The 19,721-nt window shown below is 58.6% G+C and carries 18 protein-coding genes; 17 read left to right on the top strand and 1 reads right to left on the bottom strand.

The annotated features are described in order from the left end of the window. Positions 1-108: 108 nt before the first annotated feature. From MA884_RS06350 to nudK, 17 genes are all read left to right on the top strand, one after another. Positions 109-516 (top strand): F0F1 ATP synthase subunit I, encoded by a 408-nt coding sequence (locus MA884_RS06350; RefSeq protein WP_047230099.1) that lies wholly within the window; start codon positions 109-111, stop codon positions 514-516. A 16-nt stretch (positions 517-532) separates the two neighbouring features. Then, positions 533-1,402: a F0F1 ATP synthase subunit A gene (gene atpB / locus MA884_RS06345; protein WP_256229592.1), complete on the top strand. Its 870-nt coding sequence runs from the start codon at positions 533-535 to the stop codon at positions 1,400-1,402. A 132-nt stretch (positions 1,403-1,534) separates the two neighbouring features. Further along, positions 1,535-1,792, top strand: coding sequence for a F0F1 ATP synthase subunit C (gene atpE / locus MA884_RS06340; protein WP_003097235.1), 258 nt, complete (start codon positions 1,535-1,537; stop codon positions 1,790-1,792). Between the two features lie 58 nt (positions 1,793-1,850). Next, positions 1,851-2,321, top strand: coding sequence for a F0F1 ATP synthase subunit B (locus MA884_RS06335; RefSeq protein ID WP_047230097.1), 471 nt, complete (start codon positions 1,851-1,853; stop codon positions 2,319-2,321). 12 nt (positions 2,322-2,333) lie between these two features. After that, positions 2,334-2,870, top strand: coding sequence for a F0F1 ATP synthase subunit delta (locus MA884_RS06330; RefSeq protein ID WP_256229591.1), 537 nt, complete (start codon positions 2,334-2,336; stop codon positions 2,868-2,870). Between the two features lie 21 nt (positions 2,871-2,891). Then, positions 2,892-4,436 (top strand): F0F1 ATP synthase subunit alpha, encoded by a 1,545-nt coding sequence (gene atpA / locus MA884_RS06325; RefSeq protein WP_256229590.1) that lies wholly within the window; start codon positions 2,892-2,894, stop codon positions 4,434-4,436. Between the two features lie 50 nt (positions 4,437-4,486). Continuing rightward, positions 4,487-5,347, top strand: a complete 861-nt coding sequence (atpG, locus tag MA884_RS06320) for a F0F1 ATP synthase subunit gamma (RefSeq protein WP_003207090.1) — start codon at positions 4,487-4,489, stop codon at positions 5,345-5,347. A 27-nt stretch (positions 5,348-5,374) separates the two neighbouring features. Further along, positions 5,375-6,751, top strand: coding sequence for a F0F1 ATP synthase subunit beta (gene atpD, locus MA884_RS06315; protein WP_256229589.1), 1,377 nt, complete (start codon positions 5,375-5,377; stop codon positions 6,749-6,751). A 45-nt stretch (positions 6,752-6,796) separates the two neighbouring features. Next, a complete protein-coding gene (locus tag MA884_RS06310) occupies positions 6,797-7,222 on the top strand; it encodes a F0F1 ATP synthase subunit epsilon (RefSeq protein WP_256229588.1) in 426 nt (141 codons plus the stop codon). Between the two features lie 115 nt (positions 7,223-7,337). Continuing rightward, a complete protein-coding gene (glmU, locus tag MA884_RS06305; protein WP_256229587.1) occupies positions 7,338-8,705 on the top strand; it encodes a bifunctional UDP-N-acetylglucosamine diphosphorylase/glucosamine-1-phosphate N-acetyltransferase GlmU in 1,368 nt (455 codons plus the stop codon). Between the two features lie 206 nt (positions 8,706-8,911). Then, the gene (locus tag MA884_RS06300; RefSeq protein ID WP_256229586.1) at positions 8,912-9,688 is read left to right on the top strand and encodes a DeoR/GlpR family DNA-binding transcription regulator; all 777 of its coding nucleotides are present in this window, start codon (positions 8,912-8,914) and stop codon (positions 9,686-9,688) included. Between the two features lies 1 nt (position 9,689). Next, the gene (gene glmS / locus MA884_RS06295) at positions 9,690-11,522 is read left to right on the top strand and encodes a glutamine--fructose-6-phosphate transaminase (isomerizing) (protein WP_256229585.1); all 1,833 of its coding nucleotides are present in this window, start codon (positions 9,690-9,692) and stop codon (positions 11,520-11,522) included. A 573-nt stretch (positions 11,523-12,095) separates the two neighbouring features. Continuing rightward, the gene (locus MA884_RS06290; RefSeq protein ID WP_256229584.1) at positions 12,096-13,067 is read left to right on the top strand and encodes a tripartite tricarboxylate transporter substrate binding protein; all 972 of its coding nucleotides are present in this window, start codon (positions 12,096-12,098) and stop codon (positions 13,065-13,067) included. 80 nt (positions 13,068-13,147) lie between these two features. Next, entirely contained in the window at positions 13,148-13,630 is a 483-nt protein-coding gene (locus tag MA884_RS06285; RefSeq protein ID WP_256229583.1) for a tripartite tricarboxylate transporter TctB family protein, read from the top strand. A gap of 9 nt (positions 13,631-13,639) precedes the next feature. Further along, positions 13,640-15,160: a tripartite tricarboxylate transporter permease gene (locus MA884_RS06280; protein ID WP_256229582.1), complete on the top strand. Its 1,521-nt coding sequence runs from the start codon at positions 13,640-13,642 to the stop codon at positions 15,158-15,160. A gap of 81 nt (positions 15,161-15,241) precedes the next feature. Then, positions 15,242-16,711, top strand: a complete 1,470-nt coding sequence (locus MA884_RS06275) for an FAD-binding oxidoreductase (protein ID WP_256229581.1) — start codon at positions 15,242-15,244, stop codon at positions 16,709-16,711. A 95-nt stretch (positions 16,712-16,806) separates the two neighbouring features. Then, entirely contained in the window at positions 16,807-17,400 is a 594-nt protein-coding gene (gene nudK / locus MA884_RS06270) for a GDP-mannose pyrophosphatase NudK (protein ID WP_256229580.1), read from the top strand. Between the two features lie 71 nt (positions 17,401-17,471). Here the strand turns inward: nudK and MA884_RS06265 are convergent, their stop codons facing one another. Then, positions 17,472-19,673 (bottom strand): LTA synthase family protein, encoded by a 2,202-nt coding sequence (locus tag MA884_RS06265; protein ID WP_371134740.1) that lies wholly within the window; start codon positions 19,671-19,673, stop codon positions 17,472-17,474. Positions 19,674-19,721 lie beyond the last annotated feature (48 nt).

The raw sequence follows: 19,721 nt of genomic DNA, 5'->3' as shown, positions 1-19,721 counted from the left end.
GGCAGTTGAATAGGGGCAGAACCGCCCCTATACTCTGCGCGCATTTTGTCGGCACAAATTATGCCAAGTTATTGAATTATGGCGGCCGATCATTGGAGAGCAAAAGCGATGGAAACACGCACGCCAAACCGCTTGCCGTTCCATCGTCTGGCTGTTTTCCCGGTGTTGATGACCCAATTCGTCGTTGTACTGATCGCCGCTTTGGCGCTCTGGCAATGGAAGGGAGTCGTCGCCGGATACTCAGGGCTTTGCGGAGGCCTGATAGCCTTGCTTCCCAATATTTATTTCGCTCACAGGGCATTTCGGTTTTCCGGCGCCCGAGCAGCCCAAGCCATCGTCCGGTCTTTTTATGCCGGTGAGGCGGGGAAACTGATTTTGACGGCAGTGCTGTTTGCATTGACGTTCGCAGGTGTGAAGCCACTGGCGCCGCTGGCTGTATTCAGCGTCTTCGTGCTGACCCAACTGGTTAGCTGGTTCGCTCCCCTGCTAATGAGAACAAGACTTTCGAGACCTTAGGGCGTTTGAGGCAACCATGGCAGAGACAACCGCTTCGGGCTATATCCAGCACCACTTGCAGAACCTGACCTTCGGGCAGCTACCCAATGGCGGCTGGGGCTTTGCTCACACCGCAGCAGAAGCCAAGGAAATGGGCTTCTGGGCTTTCCACGTCGATACCCTCGGCTGGTCGGTCGCACTGGGTCTGGTCTTCGTGCTTCTTTTCCGCATGGCGGCGAAGAAGGCGACTTCCGGTCAACCTGGTGCACTGCAGAACTTCGTTGAAGTATTGGTCGAATTCGTCGATGGCAGCGTGAAAGACAGCTTCCATGGCCGTAGCCCGGTGATCGCACCGCTGGCACTGACCATCTTCGTCTGGGTGTTCCTGATGAACGCCGTCGACCTGATCCCGGTCGACTGGATTCCTCAGTTGGCCATCCTGATCTCCGGTGATTCGCACATTCCGTTCCGTGCGGTATCGACCACCGACCCGAACGCCACCCTGGGCATGGCCCTGTCGGTGTTCGCTCTGATCATTTTCTATAGTATCAAGGTCAAGGGCATCGGCGGCTTCATCGGCGAACTGACCCTGCACCCGTTCGGCAGCAAGAACATTTTCGTTCAGGCCCTGCTGATCCCGGTGAACTTCCTGCTGGAATTCGTGACCCTGATCGCCAAACCGATCTCCCTGGCCCTGCGTCTGTTCGGCAACATGTATGCCGGCGAGCTGGTGTTCATCCTGATCGCCGTGATGTTCGGTAGCGGTCTGCTCTGGCTCAGCGGCCTGGGTGTAGTTCTGCAGTGGGCGTGGGCTGTGTTCCACATCCTGATCATCACCCTGCAGGCGTTCATCTTCATGATGCTGACCATCGTCTACCTGTCGATGGCGCACGAAGAAAACCATTAAGGCCAGTCTCGACTAGTCTGATGTCCTTCCCGGTCACACGGGAAGGGGCCCGAACGGGCTTGATGAAACGATTTGTTTTACCGCTTTAATCTAAAAAACCTAAACCATACGACGTAAAAGTCGGGAGGAAAGATGGAAACTGTAGTTGGTCTAACCGCTATCGCTGTTGCACTGTTGATCGGCCTGGGCGCACTGGGTACCGCAATTGGTTTCGGCCTGCTGGGCGGCAAGTTCCTGGAAGGCGCCGCGCGTCAGCCAGAAATGGTTCCAATGCTGCAAGTTAAAATGTTCATCGTGGCTGGTCTGCTCGACGCCGTGACCATGATCGGTGTTGGTATCGCTCTGTTCTTCACCTTTGCGAACCCGTTCGTTGGTCAAATCGCTGGCTGATTACTCGGATGTTTCGAGTAGATTGGTGTGATGGACAACGTAACTGCGAGGTGTTGGCGTGAACATTAATGCGACCCTGATTGGCCAGTCCGTTGCGTTCCTGATTTTTGTACTGTTCTGCATGAAGTTCGTATGGCCTCCGGTCATTGCGGCATTGCACGAACGTCAAAAGAAGATCGCAGATGGTCTGGACGCTGCCAGCCGAGCAGCTCGCGACCTGGAGTTGGCCCATGAGAAAGTGGGTCAGCAACTGCGCGAAGCGAAAGCTCAGGCAGCTGAAATCATCGAGCAAGCCAAGAAACGCGGTACCCAGATTGTCGACGAAGCCCGTGAACAGGCTCGCGTCGAAGCTGACCGTGTGAAGGCTCAGGCTCAAGCCGAGATCGAACAGGAACTCAACAGCGTCAAAGACGCCCTGCGTGCCCAAGTGGGTGCCCTGGCTGTTGGCGGTGCTTCGAAGATCCTGGGTGCCACAATCGATCAAAACGCGCACGCAGAGCTGGTAAACAAACTGGCTGCTGAAATTTAAGCGAGGGCGATCATGGCAGAACTGACCACGTTGGCCCGACCTTACGCTAAGGCGGCCTTCGAGCACGCTCAGGCCCACCAGCAACTGGCCAATTGGTCAGCCATGCTCGGCCTGGCTGCAGCGGTGTCGCAAGACGACACCATGCAGCGCGTGCTCAAGGCCCCGCGACTGACGAGCGCAGAAAAGGCCGCCACGTTTATTGACGTGTGCGGCGACAAGTTCGATGCCAAGGCACAGAATTTCATCCACGTCGTTGCCGAAAACGACCGTCTCCCGCTTCTGCCGGAGATCGCCGCATTGTTCGACCTGTACAAGGCCGAGCAAGAGAAGTCGGTAGACGTGGAAGTGACCAGTGCTTTTGCATTGAACCAAGATCAGCAAGACAAACTCGCCAAGGTTCTCAGTGCACGACTCAACCGGGAAGTGCGTCTGGACGTTACGGAAGACCCTGCCTTGATTGGTGGTGTCGTTATCCGCGCCGGTGACCTGGTTATCGATGGCTCGATTCGCGGCAAAATCGCGAAACTTGCCGAAGCATTGAAATCTTGAGTTTGAAGGGGCAGCAGAGCAATGCAGCAACTCAATCCTTCCGAAATAAGTGAAATTATCAAGGGCCGCATCGACAAGCTCGATGTGACCTCCCAAGCCCGTAACGAAGGCACTGTCGTCAGCGTGTCTGACGGTATCGTGCGGATTCACGGTCTGGCCGACGTCATGTACGGCGAAATGATCGAGTTTCCGGGCGGCGTCTTCGGTATGGCTCTCAACCTGGAGCAAGACTCCGTAGGTGCCGTTGTATTGGGTGCTTACCAGTCGCTGGCCGAAGGCATGAGCGCCAAGTGCACCGGCCGCATCCTCGAAGTTCCGGTGGGTAAGGAACTGCTGGGTCGCGTAGTCGACGCACTGGGTAACCCTGTTGACGGTAAAGGTCCGCTGAACAACACCGAGACCGATGCGGTCGAGAAAGTTGCTCCAGGCGTGATCTGGCGTAAGTCGGTAGACCAGCCTGTACAGACTGGCTACAAGGCTGTCGATGCCATGATCCCTGTCGGCCGTGGCCAGCGTGAGCTGATCATCGGTGACCGTCAGATCGGTAAAACCGCTCTGGCGATCGACGCGATCATCAACCAGAAGAACAGCGGCATTTTCTGCGTCTACGTGGCAATCGGTCAGAAGCAATCGACCATCGCCAACGTGGTTCGCAAGCTGGAAGAAAACGGCGCCCTGGCCAACACGATCATCGTGGCTGCCAGTGCTTCGGAATCTCCTGCGCTGCAGTTCCTGGCACCGTACTCCGGTTGCACCATGGGCGAATACTTCCGCGACCGCGGTGAAGACGCGCTGATCGTTTATGACGATCTGTCCAAGCAGGCAGTGGCTTACCGCCAGATCTCCCTGCTGCTGCGCCGTCCACCAGGCCGTGAAGCTTACCCAGGCGACGTGTTCTATCTCCACTCCCGTCTGCTGGAGCGCGCATCCCGCGTTTCGGAAGAGTACGTAGAGAAGTTCACCAACGGCGCAGTGACCGGCAAAACCGGTTCCCTGACCGCACTGCCGATCATCGAAACCCAGGCTGGCGACGTTTCCGCGTTCGTTCCGACCAACGTGATTTCCATCACCGACGGTCAGATCTTCCTGGAATCGGCCATGTTCAACTCCGGGATCCGTCCTGCTGTGAACGCCGGTGTTTCGGTATCCCGTGTGGGTGGTGCCGCTCAGACCAAGATCATCAAGAAGCTCTCCGGTGGTATCCGTACCGCTCTGGCTCAGTACCGTGAACTGGCGGCATTCGCCCAATTCGCGTCTGACCTGGACGAAGCGACCCGTAAGCAACTTGAGCATGGTCAGCGCGTTACCGAGCTGATGAAGCAGAAGCAATACGCTCCGATGTCGATCGCTGACATGGCGTTGTCGCTGTATGCCGCTGAACGTGGGTTCCTGACTGACGTCGAAATCGCCAAGGTCGGCAGCTTTGAACAAGCGCTGATTGCTTACTTCAACCGCGATCACGCCGATTTGATGGCGAAGATCAACGTGAAGGGTGACTTCAATGACGAAATCGACGCTGGCATGAAAGCCGGTATCGAGAAGTTCAAGGCCACCCAAACCTGGTAAGCCGCAGCGGGAGTCGCAAGGCTCCCGCTTGCTAACCTGATAGGTGTTACATGGCAGGCGCAAAAGAGATTCGCAGTAAGATTGCGAGCATCAAAAGCACGCAAAAGATTACCAGCGCCATGGAAAAAGTGGCGGTCAGCAAAATGCGCAAGGCACAAATGCGCATGGCTGCTAGCCGTCCCTACGCGGAGCGCATCCGCCAGGTAATTGGTCATCTGGCCAACGCCAACCCGGAATATCGCCACCCGTTCATGATCGACCGCGCCATCAAGCGCGTCGGTTACGTTGTGGTGAGCAGTGACCGTGGTCTGTGCGGTGGCTTGAACACCAACCTGTTCAAGGCCCTGGTCAAGGACATGGCTGTAAACCGTGAACAAGGCGTCGAGATCGATCTGTGCGTGATTGGTAGCAAGGGTGCGGCTTTTTTCCGCAACTTCGGCGGTAACGTCGTCGCTGCTATCAGCCACCTGGGTGAAGAGCCGTCGATCAATGATCTGATCGGCAGCGTCAAGGTGATGCTGGATGCTTACCTGGAAGGCCGTATTGACCGCCTGTCCGTGGTATCCAACAAGTTCATCAACACCATGACGCAACAGCCTACCGTGGAGCAGTTGATTCCACTGGTGGCGACCCCGGAACAGGAACTCAAGCACCACTGGGACTACCTCTACGAACCGGATGCCAAAGAGCTGCTTGACGGCTTGATGGTCCGCTACGTGGAGTCGCAGGTTTACCAGGCGGTGGTCGAGAACAACGCAGCTGAACAAGCGGCGCGGATGATCGCGATGAAGAACGCTACCGACAACGCCGGTGATCTGATCAGTGATTTGCAACTGATCTACAACAAGGCGCGTCAGGCTGCGATCACCCAAGAGATCTCGGAAATCGTCGGCGGCGCTGCCGCGGTTTAACGGTTCAAATATTCAGAGGATCCAGCTATGAGTAGCGGACGTATCGTTCAAATCATCGGCGCCGTTATCGACGTGGAATTTCCACGCGACAGCGTACCGAGCATCTACAACGCGCTGAAAGTACAAGGCGCGGAAACCACTCTGGAAGTTCAGCAGCAGCTGGGCGACGGCGTGGTACGTACCATTGCGATGGGCTCCACCGAAGGCTTGAAGCGCGGTCTGGATGTTCTCGACTCTGGCGCTGCCATCTCCGTACCGGTCGGTAAAGCGACCCTGGGCCGGATCATGGACGTACTGGGCAACCCGATCGACGAAGCTGGCCCGATCGACACCGAAGAGCGCTGGGGCATTCACCGTCCTGCGCCATCCTTCGCTGAACAGGCAGGCGGCAACGACCTGCTGGAAACCGGCATCAAGGTTATCGACCTGGTTTGCCCGTTCGCCAAGGGCGGTAAAGTCGGTCTGTTCGGTGGTGCCGGTGTGGGCAAGACCGTAAACATGATGGAACTGATCCGTAACATCGCCATCGAGCACAGCGGTTATTCCGTGTTCGCCGGTGTGGGTGAGCGTACTCGTGAGGGTAACGACTTCTACCACGAGATGAAGGATTCCAACGTTCTGGACAAAGTGGCCCTGGTTTACGGTCAGATGAACGAGCCGCCGGGAAACCGTCTGCGCGTAGCCCTGACCGGCCTGACCATGGCCGAGAAGTTCCGTGACGAAGGTAACGACGTACTGTTGTTCGTTGACAACATCTACCGTTACACCCTGGCCGGTACTGAAGTATCCGCACTGCTGGGCCGTATGCCTTCGGCAGTAGGTTACCAGCCGACCCTGGCTGAAGAGATGGGCGTGCTGCAAGAGCGCATCACTTCGACCAAGGAAGGTTCGATCACTTCGATCCAAGCGGTATACGTACCTGCGGATGACTTGACCGACCCGTCGCCAGCGACCACCTTCGCCCACTTGGACGCCACCGTCGTTCTGTCTCGTGACATCGCTTCCCTGGGTATCTACCCAGCGGTAGACCCACTGGACTCGACTTCGCGTCAGCTGGACCCGAACGTGATCGGCCAGGAGCACTACGACACCGCTCGCGGCGTTCAGTACGTGCTGCAGCGCTACAAAGAGCTGAAGGACATCATTGCGATCCTGGGTATGGACGAGCTGTCGGAAACCGACAAGCAGTTGGTATCCCGCGCTCGTAAGATCCAGCGCTTCTTGTCGCAGCCGTTCTTCGTGGCTGAAGTCTTCACCGGTGCCTCGGGTAAATACGTTTCCCTGAAAGACACCATTGCTGGCTTCAAAGGCATCCTCAACGGTGACTACGACCACCTGCCAGAACAAGCGTTCTACATGGTCGGCGGCATCGAAGAAGCGATCGAGAAAGCCAAGAAACTGTAATCCCGGCGCCCGGCAACGGGCGCTAATTTAGGTTGAGGCAATCAGATGGCTATGACAGTCCATTGCGATATCGTCAGTGCGGAAGGGGAAATTTTCTCTGGTCTGGTCGAGATGGTGGTTGCGCATGGTGAGCTGGGTGATCTTGGTATCGCTCTGGGTCACGCACCGCTGATCACTAATCTGAAACCAGGTCCGATCCGCTTGATCAAGCAGGGCGGGGAAGCCGAGGTGTTTTACATCTCCGGTGGTTTCCTCGAGGTTCAGCCGAACATGGTCAAGGTCCTTGCCGACACCGTGCAACGTGCTGCCGACCTGGACGAAGCCTCCGCTCAGGAAGCCGTCAAGGCTGCTGAGAAGGCCTTGCATGAGCGCGGCGCCGAGTTCGATTACGGCTCTGCTGCTGCACGTCTGGCCGAGGCCGCAGCCCAGCTGCGCACCGTCCAGCAGATCCGCAAGAAGTTCGGCGGCTAAGCCGTCCGCTTTTTGTGTGATTGATTAAAAAGGGTAGCCTCGGCTACCCTTTTTTCTTTTCCCGACACTCATCATCTGGTCGCAGCCGCTGACCACCCAGGATTGGTAGCCAGTCATGTCTCTCGAAATCGTTATCCTCGCGGCGGGTCAAGGCACTCGCATGCGTTCGGCGCTGCCCAAGGTCTTGCACCCGGTGGCCGGCAACTCCATGCTCGGTCATGTTATCCACAGCGCCCGGCAACTTGATCCACAGCGCATTCACGTGGTGATCGGCCACGGGGCGGATGCTGTGCGTGAGCGCTTGGCGGCGGATGACCTTAATTTTGTCCTGCAGGATAAACAACTGGGGACCGGCCATGCGGTGGCCCAGGCCGTGCCATTTATTACCGCCGAGACAGTACTGATTCTCTACGGCGACGTGCCGCTGATCGAAGTCGACACCTTGCAGCGCCTGCTCAAGCATGTTGCTCCACAACAGTTGGGCCTGCTGACCGTCGAGCTGGACGACCCCACCGGTTATGGCCGTATCGTGCGTAACGCCGACGGCCAAGTGACCGCCATCGTCGAACAAAAGGACGCCAACGAAGCCCAGCGCGCGATCACTGAAGGCAACACCGGGATTCTGGCCGTACCGGCTGAGCGCCTGGGTGACTGGATGAGTCGCTTGTCGAACAACAATGCCCAGGGTGAGTACTACCTGACCGACGTGATTGCCATGGCGGTCAGCGATGGGCTAATGGTCGCCACCGAGCAGCCGCTGGACGCCATGGAAGTGCAGGGCGCCAACGATCGCCGGCAACTGGCCGAACTGGAGCGCCATTATCAATTGCGCGCCGCCCGCCGCCTGATGGCCCAGGGCGTGACTTTGCGCGACCCGGCTCGTTTCGATGTGCGCGGTGAAGTCAGCGTCGGCCGCGATGTGGTCATCGACATCAACGTTATCCTCGAAGGCAAGGTCATCATCGAGGACGACGTGGTCATCGGTCCGAACTGTGTGATCAAGGACAGCACCCTGCGCAAAGGCGTGGTGATCAAGGCCAACAGTCACCTCGAAGGCGCCGTGATGGGCGAAAGCAGCGACGCCGGCCCATTTGCTCGCCTGCGGCCGGGTACCGTGCTGGAAGCCCGCGCCCATGTGGGTAACTTCGTCGAGCTCAAGAATGCCCATATGGGCGAAGGCGCCAAGGCCGGTCACCTGACCTACCTGGGTGACGCTGAAATCGGCGCACGTACTAACATTGGCGCCGGTACCATCACCTGTAATTACGACGGCGCCAATAAGTACCGGACGACCATTGGTGAGGATGTGTTCATCGGCTCCAATAATTCGCTGGTTGCGCCGGTGACCATCGGTGATGGATCAAACACCGCAGCAGGGTCAACCATCAATCAGGATGTGGATAAGTCCCAACTGGCTGTGGCCCGTGCGCGGCAGCGCAATATCGATGGCTGGAAGCGCCCGGAGAAAATCAAGAAGCCCTGAAGTTATCCACAGTTCCTTGTGGGAGCGGGCTTGCTCGCGAAAGCGGTCTGTCAGGTAAAGCTGTATTGCCTGATCTGGCCCATTCGCGAGCAAGCCCGCTCCCACATTTATGAGCGGATTTCTGAATTTTTCTCCCGGCGCCTTGACGATATCGCTTCAATAGGTTTTGATTAGTTACGTTATCTTTCGAATCGAAACTTATCCATATGTCCAAGCGCAACACACCACAGCGCCGCCACAACATCCTTGCCTTGCTTCAAGAGCAGGGCGAAGTCAGTGTGGATAAGTTGGCCAAGCGCTTCGAAACCTCGGAAGTTACGATTCGCAAGGATCTCGCCGCCCTGGAAACCAATGGCTTGCTGCTGCGTCGCTACGGTGGCGCGGTCCCCATGCCGCAGGAGTTGGTTGCTGATAACGGGCAAGCCGTTTCCAAATACAAACAAGCCATTGCCCAGGCCGCTGTGAAGCGGGTCCGCGAACATGCGCGGATTATCATCGACAGCGGCAGCACCACCGCGGCGATGATTCCTCAGCTCGGTCTGCAGCCGGGGTTGGTGGTGATGACCAATTCCCTGCACGTCGCCAGCGCCCTGAGCGAGCTGGAGCATGAGCCGGTGCTGTTGATGACCGGCGGCACCTGGGATCCTCATTCCGAGTCGTTCCAGGGCCAGGTCGCTGAGCAGGTCCTGCGTTCCTATGATTTCGACCAGTTGTTCATCGGTGCCGACGGCATCGATCTGGTCCGAGGCACCACCACCTTTAACGAACTGCTGGGCCTGAGCCGTGTGATGGCTGAGGTTGCCCGCGAAGTGATCGTGATGGTGGAGGCCGACAAGATCGGCCGCAAGATTCCCAACCTGGAACTGCCGTGGAGCAGCGTCCATACCCTTATTACCGATGATCGCCTGCCCGTGGAGGCCCGCGATCAGATTCAGGCCCGTGGGATCAATGTGATCTGCGCGTCTGTCAGCCAGGAGAAATAGCATGTGTGGAATTGTCGGCGCCGTTGCTGAACGCAACATCACTGCAATCTTGCTCGAAGGCCTCAAGCGCCTCGAATACCGCGGTTATGACAGCGCCGGTGTGGCGGTGTTTACCAATGACGAGAAGCTTGAGCGCATGCGACGCCCAGGTAAGGTCAGTGAGCTGGAGCAAGCGCTGGACGCCGAGCCGCTGGTGGGGCGCCTGGGCATCGCTCACACCCGCTGGGCCACTCATGGCGCGCCGTGCGAGCGTAACGCCCACCCACATTTCTCCGACAACCTGGCGGTCGTGCACAACGGCATTATCGAGAATCACGAAGCGCTACGTGAGCAACTCAAGGCACTCGGCTATGTGTTCACTTCCGACACTGACACCGAAGTCATTGCCCACCTGCTCAATCACAAGCTCAAGGAGCTGATGGACCTGACCACGGCCCTCAAGGCCACCGTCAAGGAACTGCACGGCGCCTATGGCTTGGCGGTGATCAGCGCCGAGCAGCCGGATCGGCTGGTTGCGGCCCGCAGTGGTAGCCCGTTGGTGATCGGTCTGGGCCTGGGGGAGAATTTCCTGGCTTCCGATCAGTTGGCGCTGCGTCAGGTCACCGACCGCTTCATGTACCTTGAAGAAGGCGATATCGCCGAAATTCGCCGCGACAGCGTGCAGATCTGGGACATCGACGGCAACGCCGTGGAGCGCGAGACCGTTCAATACCGCGACGGTGCCGAGGCCGCTGACAAGGGCGAATTCCGCCACTTCATGCTCAAGGAAATCCACGAACAACCGGCTGTGGTGCAACGCACCCTGGAAGGCCGCATGAGCCAGAACCAGGTGCTGGTCCAGGCGTTCGGTCCACAGGCCGCCGAGCTGTTCGCCAAGGTTCGCAACGTGCAAATCGTTGCCTGTGGCACCAGCTACCACGCCGGTATGGTGGCTCGTTACTGGCTGGAAGAGTTGGCCGGTATTCCGTGCCAGGTCGAAGTCGCCAGCGAATTCCGTTACCGCAAAGTGGTGGTGCAACCCGACACCCTGTTCGTCACCATTTCCCAGTCTGGCGAAACCGCCGATACCCTGGCCGCCCTGCGCAACGCGAAGGAGCTGGGTTTCCTCGCCAGCCTGGCGATCTGCAACGTGGGCATCAGCTCCTTGGTGCGCGAATCCGACCTGACCCTCCTGACCCAGGCCGGCCGTGAGATCGGCGTCGCTTCGACCAAGGCGTTCACCACGCAGTTGGTGGGCTTATTGCTCCTGACCCTGTCCTTGGGCCAGGTGCGCGGCACCCTGGGTGAGGGCGTCGAAGCAAAACTGGTGGAAGAATTACGCCGCCTGCCGACCCGTCTGGGCGAAGCCCTGGCGATGGACAGCACCGTGGAAAAAATCGCCGAGTTGTTCGCCGAGAAGAACCACACCCTGTTCCTGGGACGTGGCGCGCAATTCCCGGTGGCGATGGAAGGCGCCCTGAAGCTCAAGGAAATTTCCTACATCCACGCTGAAGCCTATCCGGCCGGTGAACTCAAGCACGGCCCGCTGGCCCTGGTGGATAACGATATGCCCGTGGTCACCGTGGCGCCGAACAACGAGCTGCTGGAGAAGCTCAAGTCCAACCTGCAGGAAGTGCGCGCCCGTGGCGGCCAGCTGATTGTCTTTGCCGACGAGAAGGCCGGCATGACCAATGGTGAAGGTACTCACGTGGTGCACATGCCGCACATCCACGACATCCTGTCGCCAATTCTCTACACGATCCCGCTGCAGTTGTTGTCGTACTATGTCGCCGTACTCAAGGGCACTGACGTCGACCAACCGCGTAACCTGGCAAAGTCTGTGACAGTGGAGTAAGCCCTGGCAGCCAGGGTCGCGGCGGAGGTGGTTTCATCTCCTCTGCACCCTGGTGTCACCGGTTGCCGCCATTCGGAACCCGGCTCCTGAGCGGCAACACTGAGCGCCACTCGTCCGATCTTCACCCCCGCATTTCTCCTCATAAGCGTAAACATGAGGCGATGTCGCCTCTCTCTCGCTGGTTCAGCAAATATCCGCGTTGACAAAAATTATTTTAGGTGACGATAATCGGCCAAGTCGTACGACAACGTATGACATAAAATAATAAAGCAACGCAGGCCCTGCTATGCCAATCGCTCCGACGGCTCATCAGCATCGCTCTCTGCCCTTTCTGCATAAACGTAGAAGGGTGCATATCTTCCCGCTTCTGCATCCCAGCCAAGCGTTCCATGGCTTTTCAGACAGCCATACTTGTTCGACTCAACTAAATTCCTTGCATCGTTCCCCTCCTGCCGCGCTCCAGTCTGGCATTGGCGCTGCGCGCGGGTTGGTAGTACGCCCGATTCATCCTCGCGACACCCACACCCAACTCCCCACCAACACCTTCTACGGCAGCATCTCTGGAGAACAATAATGAGAAAAACACTATGCGCCTCTCTCGTCGCTTCCTTCTTGAGCCTCACCGCCGGAGCGGCCGTTGCCGCTGATGCGAGCGACTGGCCGACACGCCCGGTACAGGTGGTGGTCATTGCCAACGCCGGCGGTGATACCGACTTCAATGCGCGGATGATGGCCAAGTACTTCACCAAGCTCACTGGCAAGTCCATGGTCGTCACCAACATGGCCGGCGGGGGCGGCACCATTGCCGCTGACGCGGTCAAGAGCGCAGCGCCAGATGGCAACACCATTTTGTTTACCCACACCGGTCAGATGATCGTTAACGAAGTGGCAGGGTTGTCGGAAGATCGTTTTGATGCGTTTGATGTCTCCTGCATCGCTGGCGTCGATAAAGGCGCGGTGTTCGTCTCTGCCAAAAGCTCGGGCATCGACACCCTCGATCAGTTGATTTCACAGGCCAAGGCCAAGCCAGGCACCATCACCTACGGCACCGAGATGGGTAACTTCTCGCACCTGCAAGGGTTGATGTTCGAGAAGCTGGCTGGCGTCAAACTGAAAATGGTCGACAGCGGCACCGTTTCGGAAAAAGTGGTGGCCTTGCTGGGCAAGCGCATCGACCTGGGTGCTATCAGCTATGGTTCGGTCCAGGACTACATTGCCAGTGGCAAGATGACCGCTCTGGGGCAGCCTAACGCAGAGCGCAACGCGCTGCTGGGTGACGTCAAGACGTTCAAGGAGCAAGGTGTGAATCTGATCCTGGACAAGCCTTACATCGTGGCTTTCCCGAAAGGCACAGACCCGGCCATCGTCAAGAAAATGGCCGACACCATGAAGAAAATCACCGAAGAACCTGAATACGCTGAAGAGCTGAAGAAATCCTTCAAGCAGCCTGTCAGCTTCCAGGGCACCGAAGAAGCCATTGCTACGCTGACCAAGACCCGTGACGACTTCATGCAGTTCAAGGACGAGATGCGTAAAGCCAAGTAAATCCTGGGAAACAGGATGGGGCGCTTACCGTATTGGTAAGCGCCCATTTGCTCGGCCCTTCAAGTGAAAGAGGATCCTGTATGGATACCTACAAAAGAAATGAATTGTTCGCCGGCCTGGCGATGCTCGGTGCTGGTGTGGCGTACCTGCTGTTGACCGCAAACCTGCCGCGCCGCAGTTTCGTCGACGCCGCTTTCGTACCCTGGATTCTCTCCGGCGCGCTTTGCCTGTTGGGTGTGTTGCAATTGCTGGCCTGGAGAAAACTGCCCCAGCAACGTGCCGAACCTGTCGAGCCTGACGAAGCCGCTGAGTCGATCGATTACCCGACCGTTATCAAATCCATCGCTCTGGTGACGCTCTTCACCGCGCTGCTGCAAATTGTCGGTTTCGTGATCATGACCACGCTTTACCTCTACGCCCAATTCATTGTGTTGACCCCCGCGGATCAGAAGGTCAAGCACGGGCTTTATGCCGTGATCGCGGTCGTTTCAGCGGGTTTGATTTTTGTGATCTTCCGTGAGGGCTTCGATTTGCTGCTGCCCGCCGGTCTATTGGATTTCTAGGGGACGGTGATGATTGAGCTCCTGCAACAAGGCTTTGGTGCCGTATTCACGCCCTATGTATTTGTCCTGATCACCCTCGGCGTTGCTGTGGGGATCGTCTTTGGTGCGGTGCCCGGCCTTTCGGCCACCATGGCCATCGCCCTGTGCTTGCCGCTGACCTACTCGATGGGCCCGGCAACAGGTCTGTCACTGCTGGTTGCCCTGTTTGTCGGCGCCACCTCGGGAGGGTTGATTTCAGCGATATTGCTCAACATACCGGGTACGCCGGCGTCCATCGCTACTACGTTCGATGGTTCGCCGATGATGAAAAAGGGCCAGGGCGTCAAAGCCCTGGGCATTGGCGTGGTGTTCTCGTTCCTCGGCACGATTTTCAGCATTGCGGCGTTGATGTTTATCGCCCCGATCCTGGCTGACGTGGCTTTGAGTTTCGGCCCGCATGAATACTTCTCCATTGCCGTTTTCTCGCTAACCCTGATTGCCACACTGTCCACCGGTTCGCTGGTCAAAGGACTGTTCGCCGGCGCCTTGGGCTTTGCCTTTTCAACCGTCGGGATTGCCCCGGTCGAAGCCATCCGGCGTTTCACGTTCGATCTGCCGAGCCTGAACGGCGGCTTCGCCATGCTTACCGTCATGATCGGCATGTTTGCGGTCGCCGAAGTGCTGAAATTCGCCGAGAGCGCCCGCTCAAGTCACCGTGCCAAGCCGCAGAACATCAGCATGAAGGGCGTCAAGGGCTTTGGTTTTTCAATCAAGGAGTTCATCAGCCAACTGCCGAACGCGACCCGCTCGTCGTTCATTGGCCTGGGCATCGGGATCCTGCCGGGCATCGGTGCTGGCACCTCGAACATTGTTTCCTACATCGCGGCAAAAAAGCGTTCAAAGCACCCGGAAGAATTCGGTAAAGGCTCCATCGAAGGCGTGGTTGCCAGTGAAACCGCAAACAACGCCGGTATTGGTGGTGCGATGATTCCGCTGCTGACCCTGGGTATTCCGGGCGACACCACCACCGCGGTGATGCTCGGCGGCTTCATGATTCACGGCATCCAGCCTGGGCCCCTGTTGTTCATCAGTCAGGGATCGCTGGTCTACACCATCTTTGCCGCGCTGATCCTGGCCTCGTTGCTGATGTTGGTGCTGGAGTTCTACGGACTGCGCATCTTCATCAAGTTGCTGGCGGTGCCCAAGCACATCCTGTTGCCGATCATCCTGGTGCTCTGCGTAGTCGGTGCGTTCGGCCTGAACAGCCGGATCTTCGACGTCTGGGCGGTGCTGCTGTTCGGCCTGCTGGGCTATGGTTTCGTCAAGGGCGGCTTGCCGATTGCGCCTTTCATCATTGGCTTCATCCTCGGGCCCATGGCTGAAACCAACCTGCGTCGCGGTCTGATGCTCTCGGATGGCAACTTCAGCGGCTTCCTGACCACGCCGATCTCGGCGGTCTTCCTGGCCCTGGCAGCGGCGTCTGTCTCCTGGCACTTGGTGACGGTGATCCGTCACAAGAAAAGTGCCGCCATCGAGCTGATGCGCAGCTAGTTCACCTCACTCGGTCGCTTCCACTGCTGCAACGCACGATGTGCGCTGCAGCAGCCGTATTCAAAACGCCCGGAGACAGTCATGCAAAACCCCAATCCTCTCCCTCCGGCCGATCTCGCCCCTACGGTCTGGGACACGTTGATCCAAAGCATCGAGCAAGTGGTCGGTGCGGCGGGGCTGGTGCGTGATCCTGAACTTATGCACAGCTACCTGACTGACTGGCGTAACGCTTATCAAGGCCGCGCCGCACTGGTGGTGCGCCCGGCCACAACCGAAGAAGTGGCCGCGGTGGTGCGGCTCTGCCATGACGCTCGAGTTGCCTTGGTGCCGCAGGGCGGCAATACCGGATTGTGTGGCGGCTCGATCCCGGATTCGTCCGGCCGCCAGGTGGTGTTGTCCCTGACCCGGATGAAGCGCATCCGCGAGATTGACCTGGCCAATGAAACCATTACGGTCGAGGCTGGGGTGATTCTGCAGCAGTTGCAAGAAGCCGCCAGCCAGGCCGGTCGCTTGTTCCCACTGTCACTGGGGGCCGAAGGCAGTTGCACGGTGGGCGGCAATCTGGCCACCAATGCCGGCGGTACGGCCGTGCTGCGTTACGGCAACATGCGTGAGCTGACTCTGGGGCTTGAGGTGGTATTGCCGGATGGACGGGTCTGGCACGGCTTGCGAGGCTTGCGCAAAGACAACACCGGCTACGACCTCAAGCATTTATTCATTGGCTCGGAAGGCACGCTTGGGATTATCACGGCGGCGGTGCTCAAGTTGTTTCCGGCCACCCATAGCACGGCAACCGCTTGGGTCGCACTGCCCTCGCCGCAGGCGGCCGTGGACCTGATCGGCCATGTTCGCAGCCTGTGTGCGGACCGTCTGACAGGCTTTGAGATGATGTCGCGTCAGAGCCTTGAGTTCGTCCTGGACCATGTGGCCGGTTGCAGTGACCCCTTGCAAGGGCCGCACCCGTGGTACGCCTTGATTGAATTGCGCGACACGGTGCCCGACGCGCCTTTGGACTCGTTGCTTGAAAGCGGCTTGGGCCATGCTTTTGAGGCCGGGTGGGTGATCGATGCCGTGATCGCCAGCAATCAGACGCAAGCCGCGGCATTGTGGGCTCTGCGCGAAGGTATTTCCGAGGCGCAGAATCATGAAGGTCCGAGCCTCAAGCATGACATCAGCGTGCCCGTCAGCCAGATCCCGGCGTTCATCGAGCGTGCCGATAGCGCCTTGCAACAGAAGTTTCCCGGCGTACGCATTGTTTCTTACGGTCACATGGGTGATGGCAACCTGCACTACAACATCAGCAAGCCGCTGGGCCATGCCGATGCTCCGTTCAAGGCCCAGGAACAAGCGATCATGCAGGTCATCTACCAGATGACGAGCGCTTTCAATGGCAGCATCAGTGCCGAACATGGCCTGGGGCAAGCCAAGCCGGAAGCGGCGGCCCATTTCAAGGATCCGCTGGAGATCGAGTTGATGCGTGCCATCAAGCGCACGCTGGATCCGGCCGGGTTGATGAACCCCGGCAAGGTGTTTGCCTCCGGGCTGGAGTGATCGATCCGGCCTCTGCTAGCCTGCCTCAATCATGGCAGGCCGTCGGCCTTTACCGCCGCTCTGCCGCTTTCAGACACTGGACATGGAACGGCTGAATGACACAGGCAAACACCAAAGATCGCGTGCGCATCAAGAAAGTCGAAGTGCTCTCGGACGACTGGTACGTGCTGCGCAAAACCACCTACGACTACCTCGGCCGCGATGGCCAATGGCGCGAACTGGCCCGCGAGACTTACGATCGTGGCAACGGCGCGACCATCCTGCTGTACAGCAAGGCCAAGCAAACCGTGGTGCTGACCCGGCAGTTCCGCTTCCCGGCCTTCGTCAATGGTCACGAAGGTCTGTTGATCGAAACCTGTGCCGGTCTGCTGGATAACGACGATCCGCACACCTGCATCCGCAAGGAAACCCAAGAGGAAACCGGCTATATCGTCCAGGATGTACGCAAGGTGTTCGAGGCATTCATGAGCCCGGGGTCGGTGACAGAGCGCGTGCATTTTTTCGTCGGCGAATACTTCGACGAGGATAAACAGCATGAGGGCGGCGGGCTGGAAGCTGAGGGCGAGGAAATCGAGGTGTTGGAGATGTCTCTCGACAAGGCGCTGGGCATGATCGAAACCGGCGATATCTGCGACGGCAAGACCATCATGCTGTTGCAGTACGCCAAGCTCCATCGGTTGCTGGGTTAGTCTGCTTCATTGATCAATTCAGCCCAGGACGATGTAAGGCGCGGCGTTGGTCATGGGCTGCGCGATTTCATTCAACTGGACTGGGCATCACTGTCTTCCTGGACGACGTTCAGGTAATCCGACGGCTCCGTCTGCTCCGGCAGTTCGGTCACGACGCTGAAGTCACTGATTTCGATGGCGCCCACCCCGTGCCCCAGCAGATGGAAAGAGAAGGCCTTGCGGGGTTGCGGGTTATCGAAACGAATGTTCATCACCAGCGGCCGTTCGGGCGTCACCGCCACTTCTGTTAGCAGGTCCATCGCGACGTCCTGCTCGAACTCTTTGGCCTTGAGGGAAATGTAGGCTGCATTGTCCGGCCCTAGGGCGCGGATGGTCAGGCTGACACGGGTCTGTGAGCCCTTGGGCATCTCCAGGTACTGGGCGCCGATCAGGTTGTCGGTCCAATCGTTGGTGATCTGGGCCGGAAGCGGGATTTTATCGGTGCTGCCAAACTGATAATGCTGATTGAGCGGTGTACGGAGCAGGGTGCGGTCCAGGGCCGTGGCCCGCGCGCTGATCAACCTGGCACGTTGACCGCTGTATTGTCCGCCGTAAGTGGCGCGGTCCGTGATGAAACCTTCACTGGTGTAGTAGCGACAACGTTGCAGAAAATCGCACTCGGTGAAAGTACCCTTGCCGTCGTGATAGCGCAGCTTGCCGTTGGTGAATGACATGATTTCCCGGCCCGTTGCGTAGTCCCTGAACAACGAGCGACCGGACAGTGACTTGGGGACTTTGAAACCGAAGTAATCGAGGACCGAGGCGCTCAGGTCCACATGACCGTAGACCCCCGACTTGACCCGGGGCAATGGCTCCGGCGCCAATGTCAGGTTGAAACCCCAGGATGACGCCAGGCGCACATCGTCGACGCCGTGGGATTCGTCCGAGGTGATGATCACCAGGGTGTCTTTCAGCACGCCTTGGCGTTCCAGCCCCGACATGAAGCTTTCCAGCGCGTCATCCAGGTAACCTACAGCCGCCTGCTTGGTGGTGTCGTAGCGTTGCAGGTAGTCATCCGGCGCTGAGTAGGGCTGGTGCGTGCCCACCGTCAGCAGCGTAAGCATCCAGGGCTTCTTTGCCTGTTGCAGTTGCCCGACGTAATCCAGCGCGCCTTCGAAGAATGTCTTGTCGTCCTTGCCCCAAGGGAACTCCAGATAGGAAGGCTTGGTGAACCAGTCCATGCCCAGGGTCGTGTCGAAGCCGATGTGCGGCATGACCCGGTCCTTGGCCATGAACCGCAGGCCAGCACCTTGCAGGAAATGCGTAGAGAACCCGTTCCGGCGCAACTGGGCCGGCAGGCAGGCCTGGTTGCGCCGGGTCAGGTTCAGCATCTCGACGCCTTTGGGCGTGCCGTCGTCGAATTTGTCGTAGTCGCCACACAACATCGAATACAGGCCACGAATGGTCTGATGATTGTGCAGGACGTAATCGGGTGTATTCATGCCGCGTTGGGCCCAGGCACTGAGGTGCGGCATCAGGTCTTCCTGATAGCTGCTTTTCAGGGCCTGACGGTTGACGCCCACATAGGCGCCGGGAACGCCTTCCAGGGTGATGATCAGGACGTTGCGTGCCCGGCCCGGGGCAGGCAGGATTTTTTGACCGTCAAGATCAAGCCGGGTAAGACCCTCCATGGACGGGCTTTGAACCACTGCATCATCTTCAAGCCATTGCTGGGTCCGATCCTGCCCGGCGGCAACCGCCGCCGTGACGAGTTGGTGGGGAAGATTGAACAGGTTCCATTGGTCTGCCTCACTGGGCCGCCAGGATTGCACCACGCTGTGGCTCAGCAGAAGCACTACCGGTAGCGCCCAGGCGTGGCGTGGCAAGCGCGGCGCCGGATCCGGCCGGCTGACCCATTGCACCATCAGCCAAACGGCCAGCGCTATCAGCTGGACCGCTGCCAGCCAAGGGTGGGCGAACCCGCCGCTGGTGGAGTTTTCGACGAATTGCGGGTCGATCAGGTACTGGATGTCCGAGGGGGTGGGCATGCGCCCGACTGCGCTGACCAGCTCGATGTTGGCCAGCGTCAACACGCTCCAGGCCAGCAACACAGGTAGCGCCAGCCACCAGGGGCGACGGTAAAGCAGGGCAATCAGCAGTCCGCCAGTGCCCAGGTCCGACAGATAGCCCAGCGGGTCGGACCATCCCAGCGCGAGACGCAGGCCCATGGGGATGATCAATACACATCCGGTCAGGGCGATGAGAGGGGTGAAGCCGCGGTACAAAACAGTCACAAAAGGGCCTTCCGATGGACGCCAGTCAGGCACGCAACCTGTGGGAGC

This window comes from Pseudomonas sp. Q11 (assembly GCF_024494355.1).
GTDB classification, from domain to species: Bacteria; Pseudomonadota; Gammaproteobacteria; order Pseudomonadales; family Pseudomonadaceae; genus Aquipseudomonas; species Aquipseudomonas hefeiensis.
Note: the sequence above shows the minus strand (reverse complement) of the source record. Positions and strands in the feature narration are given on the sequence as shown.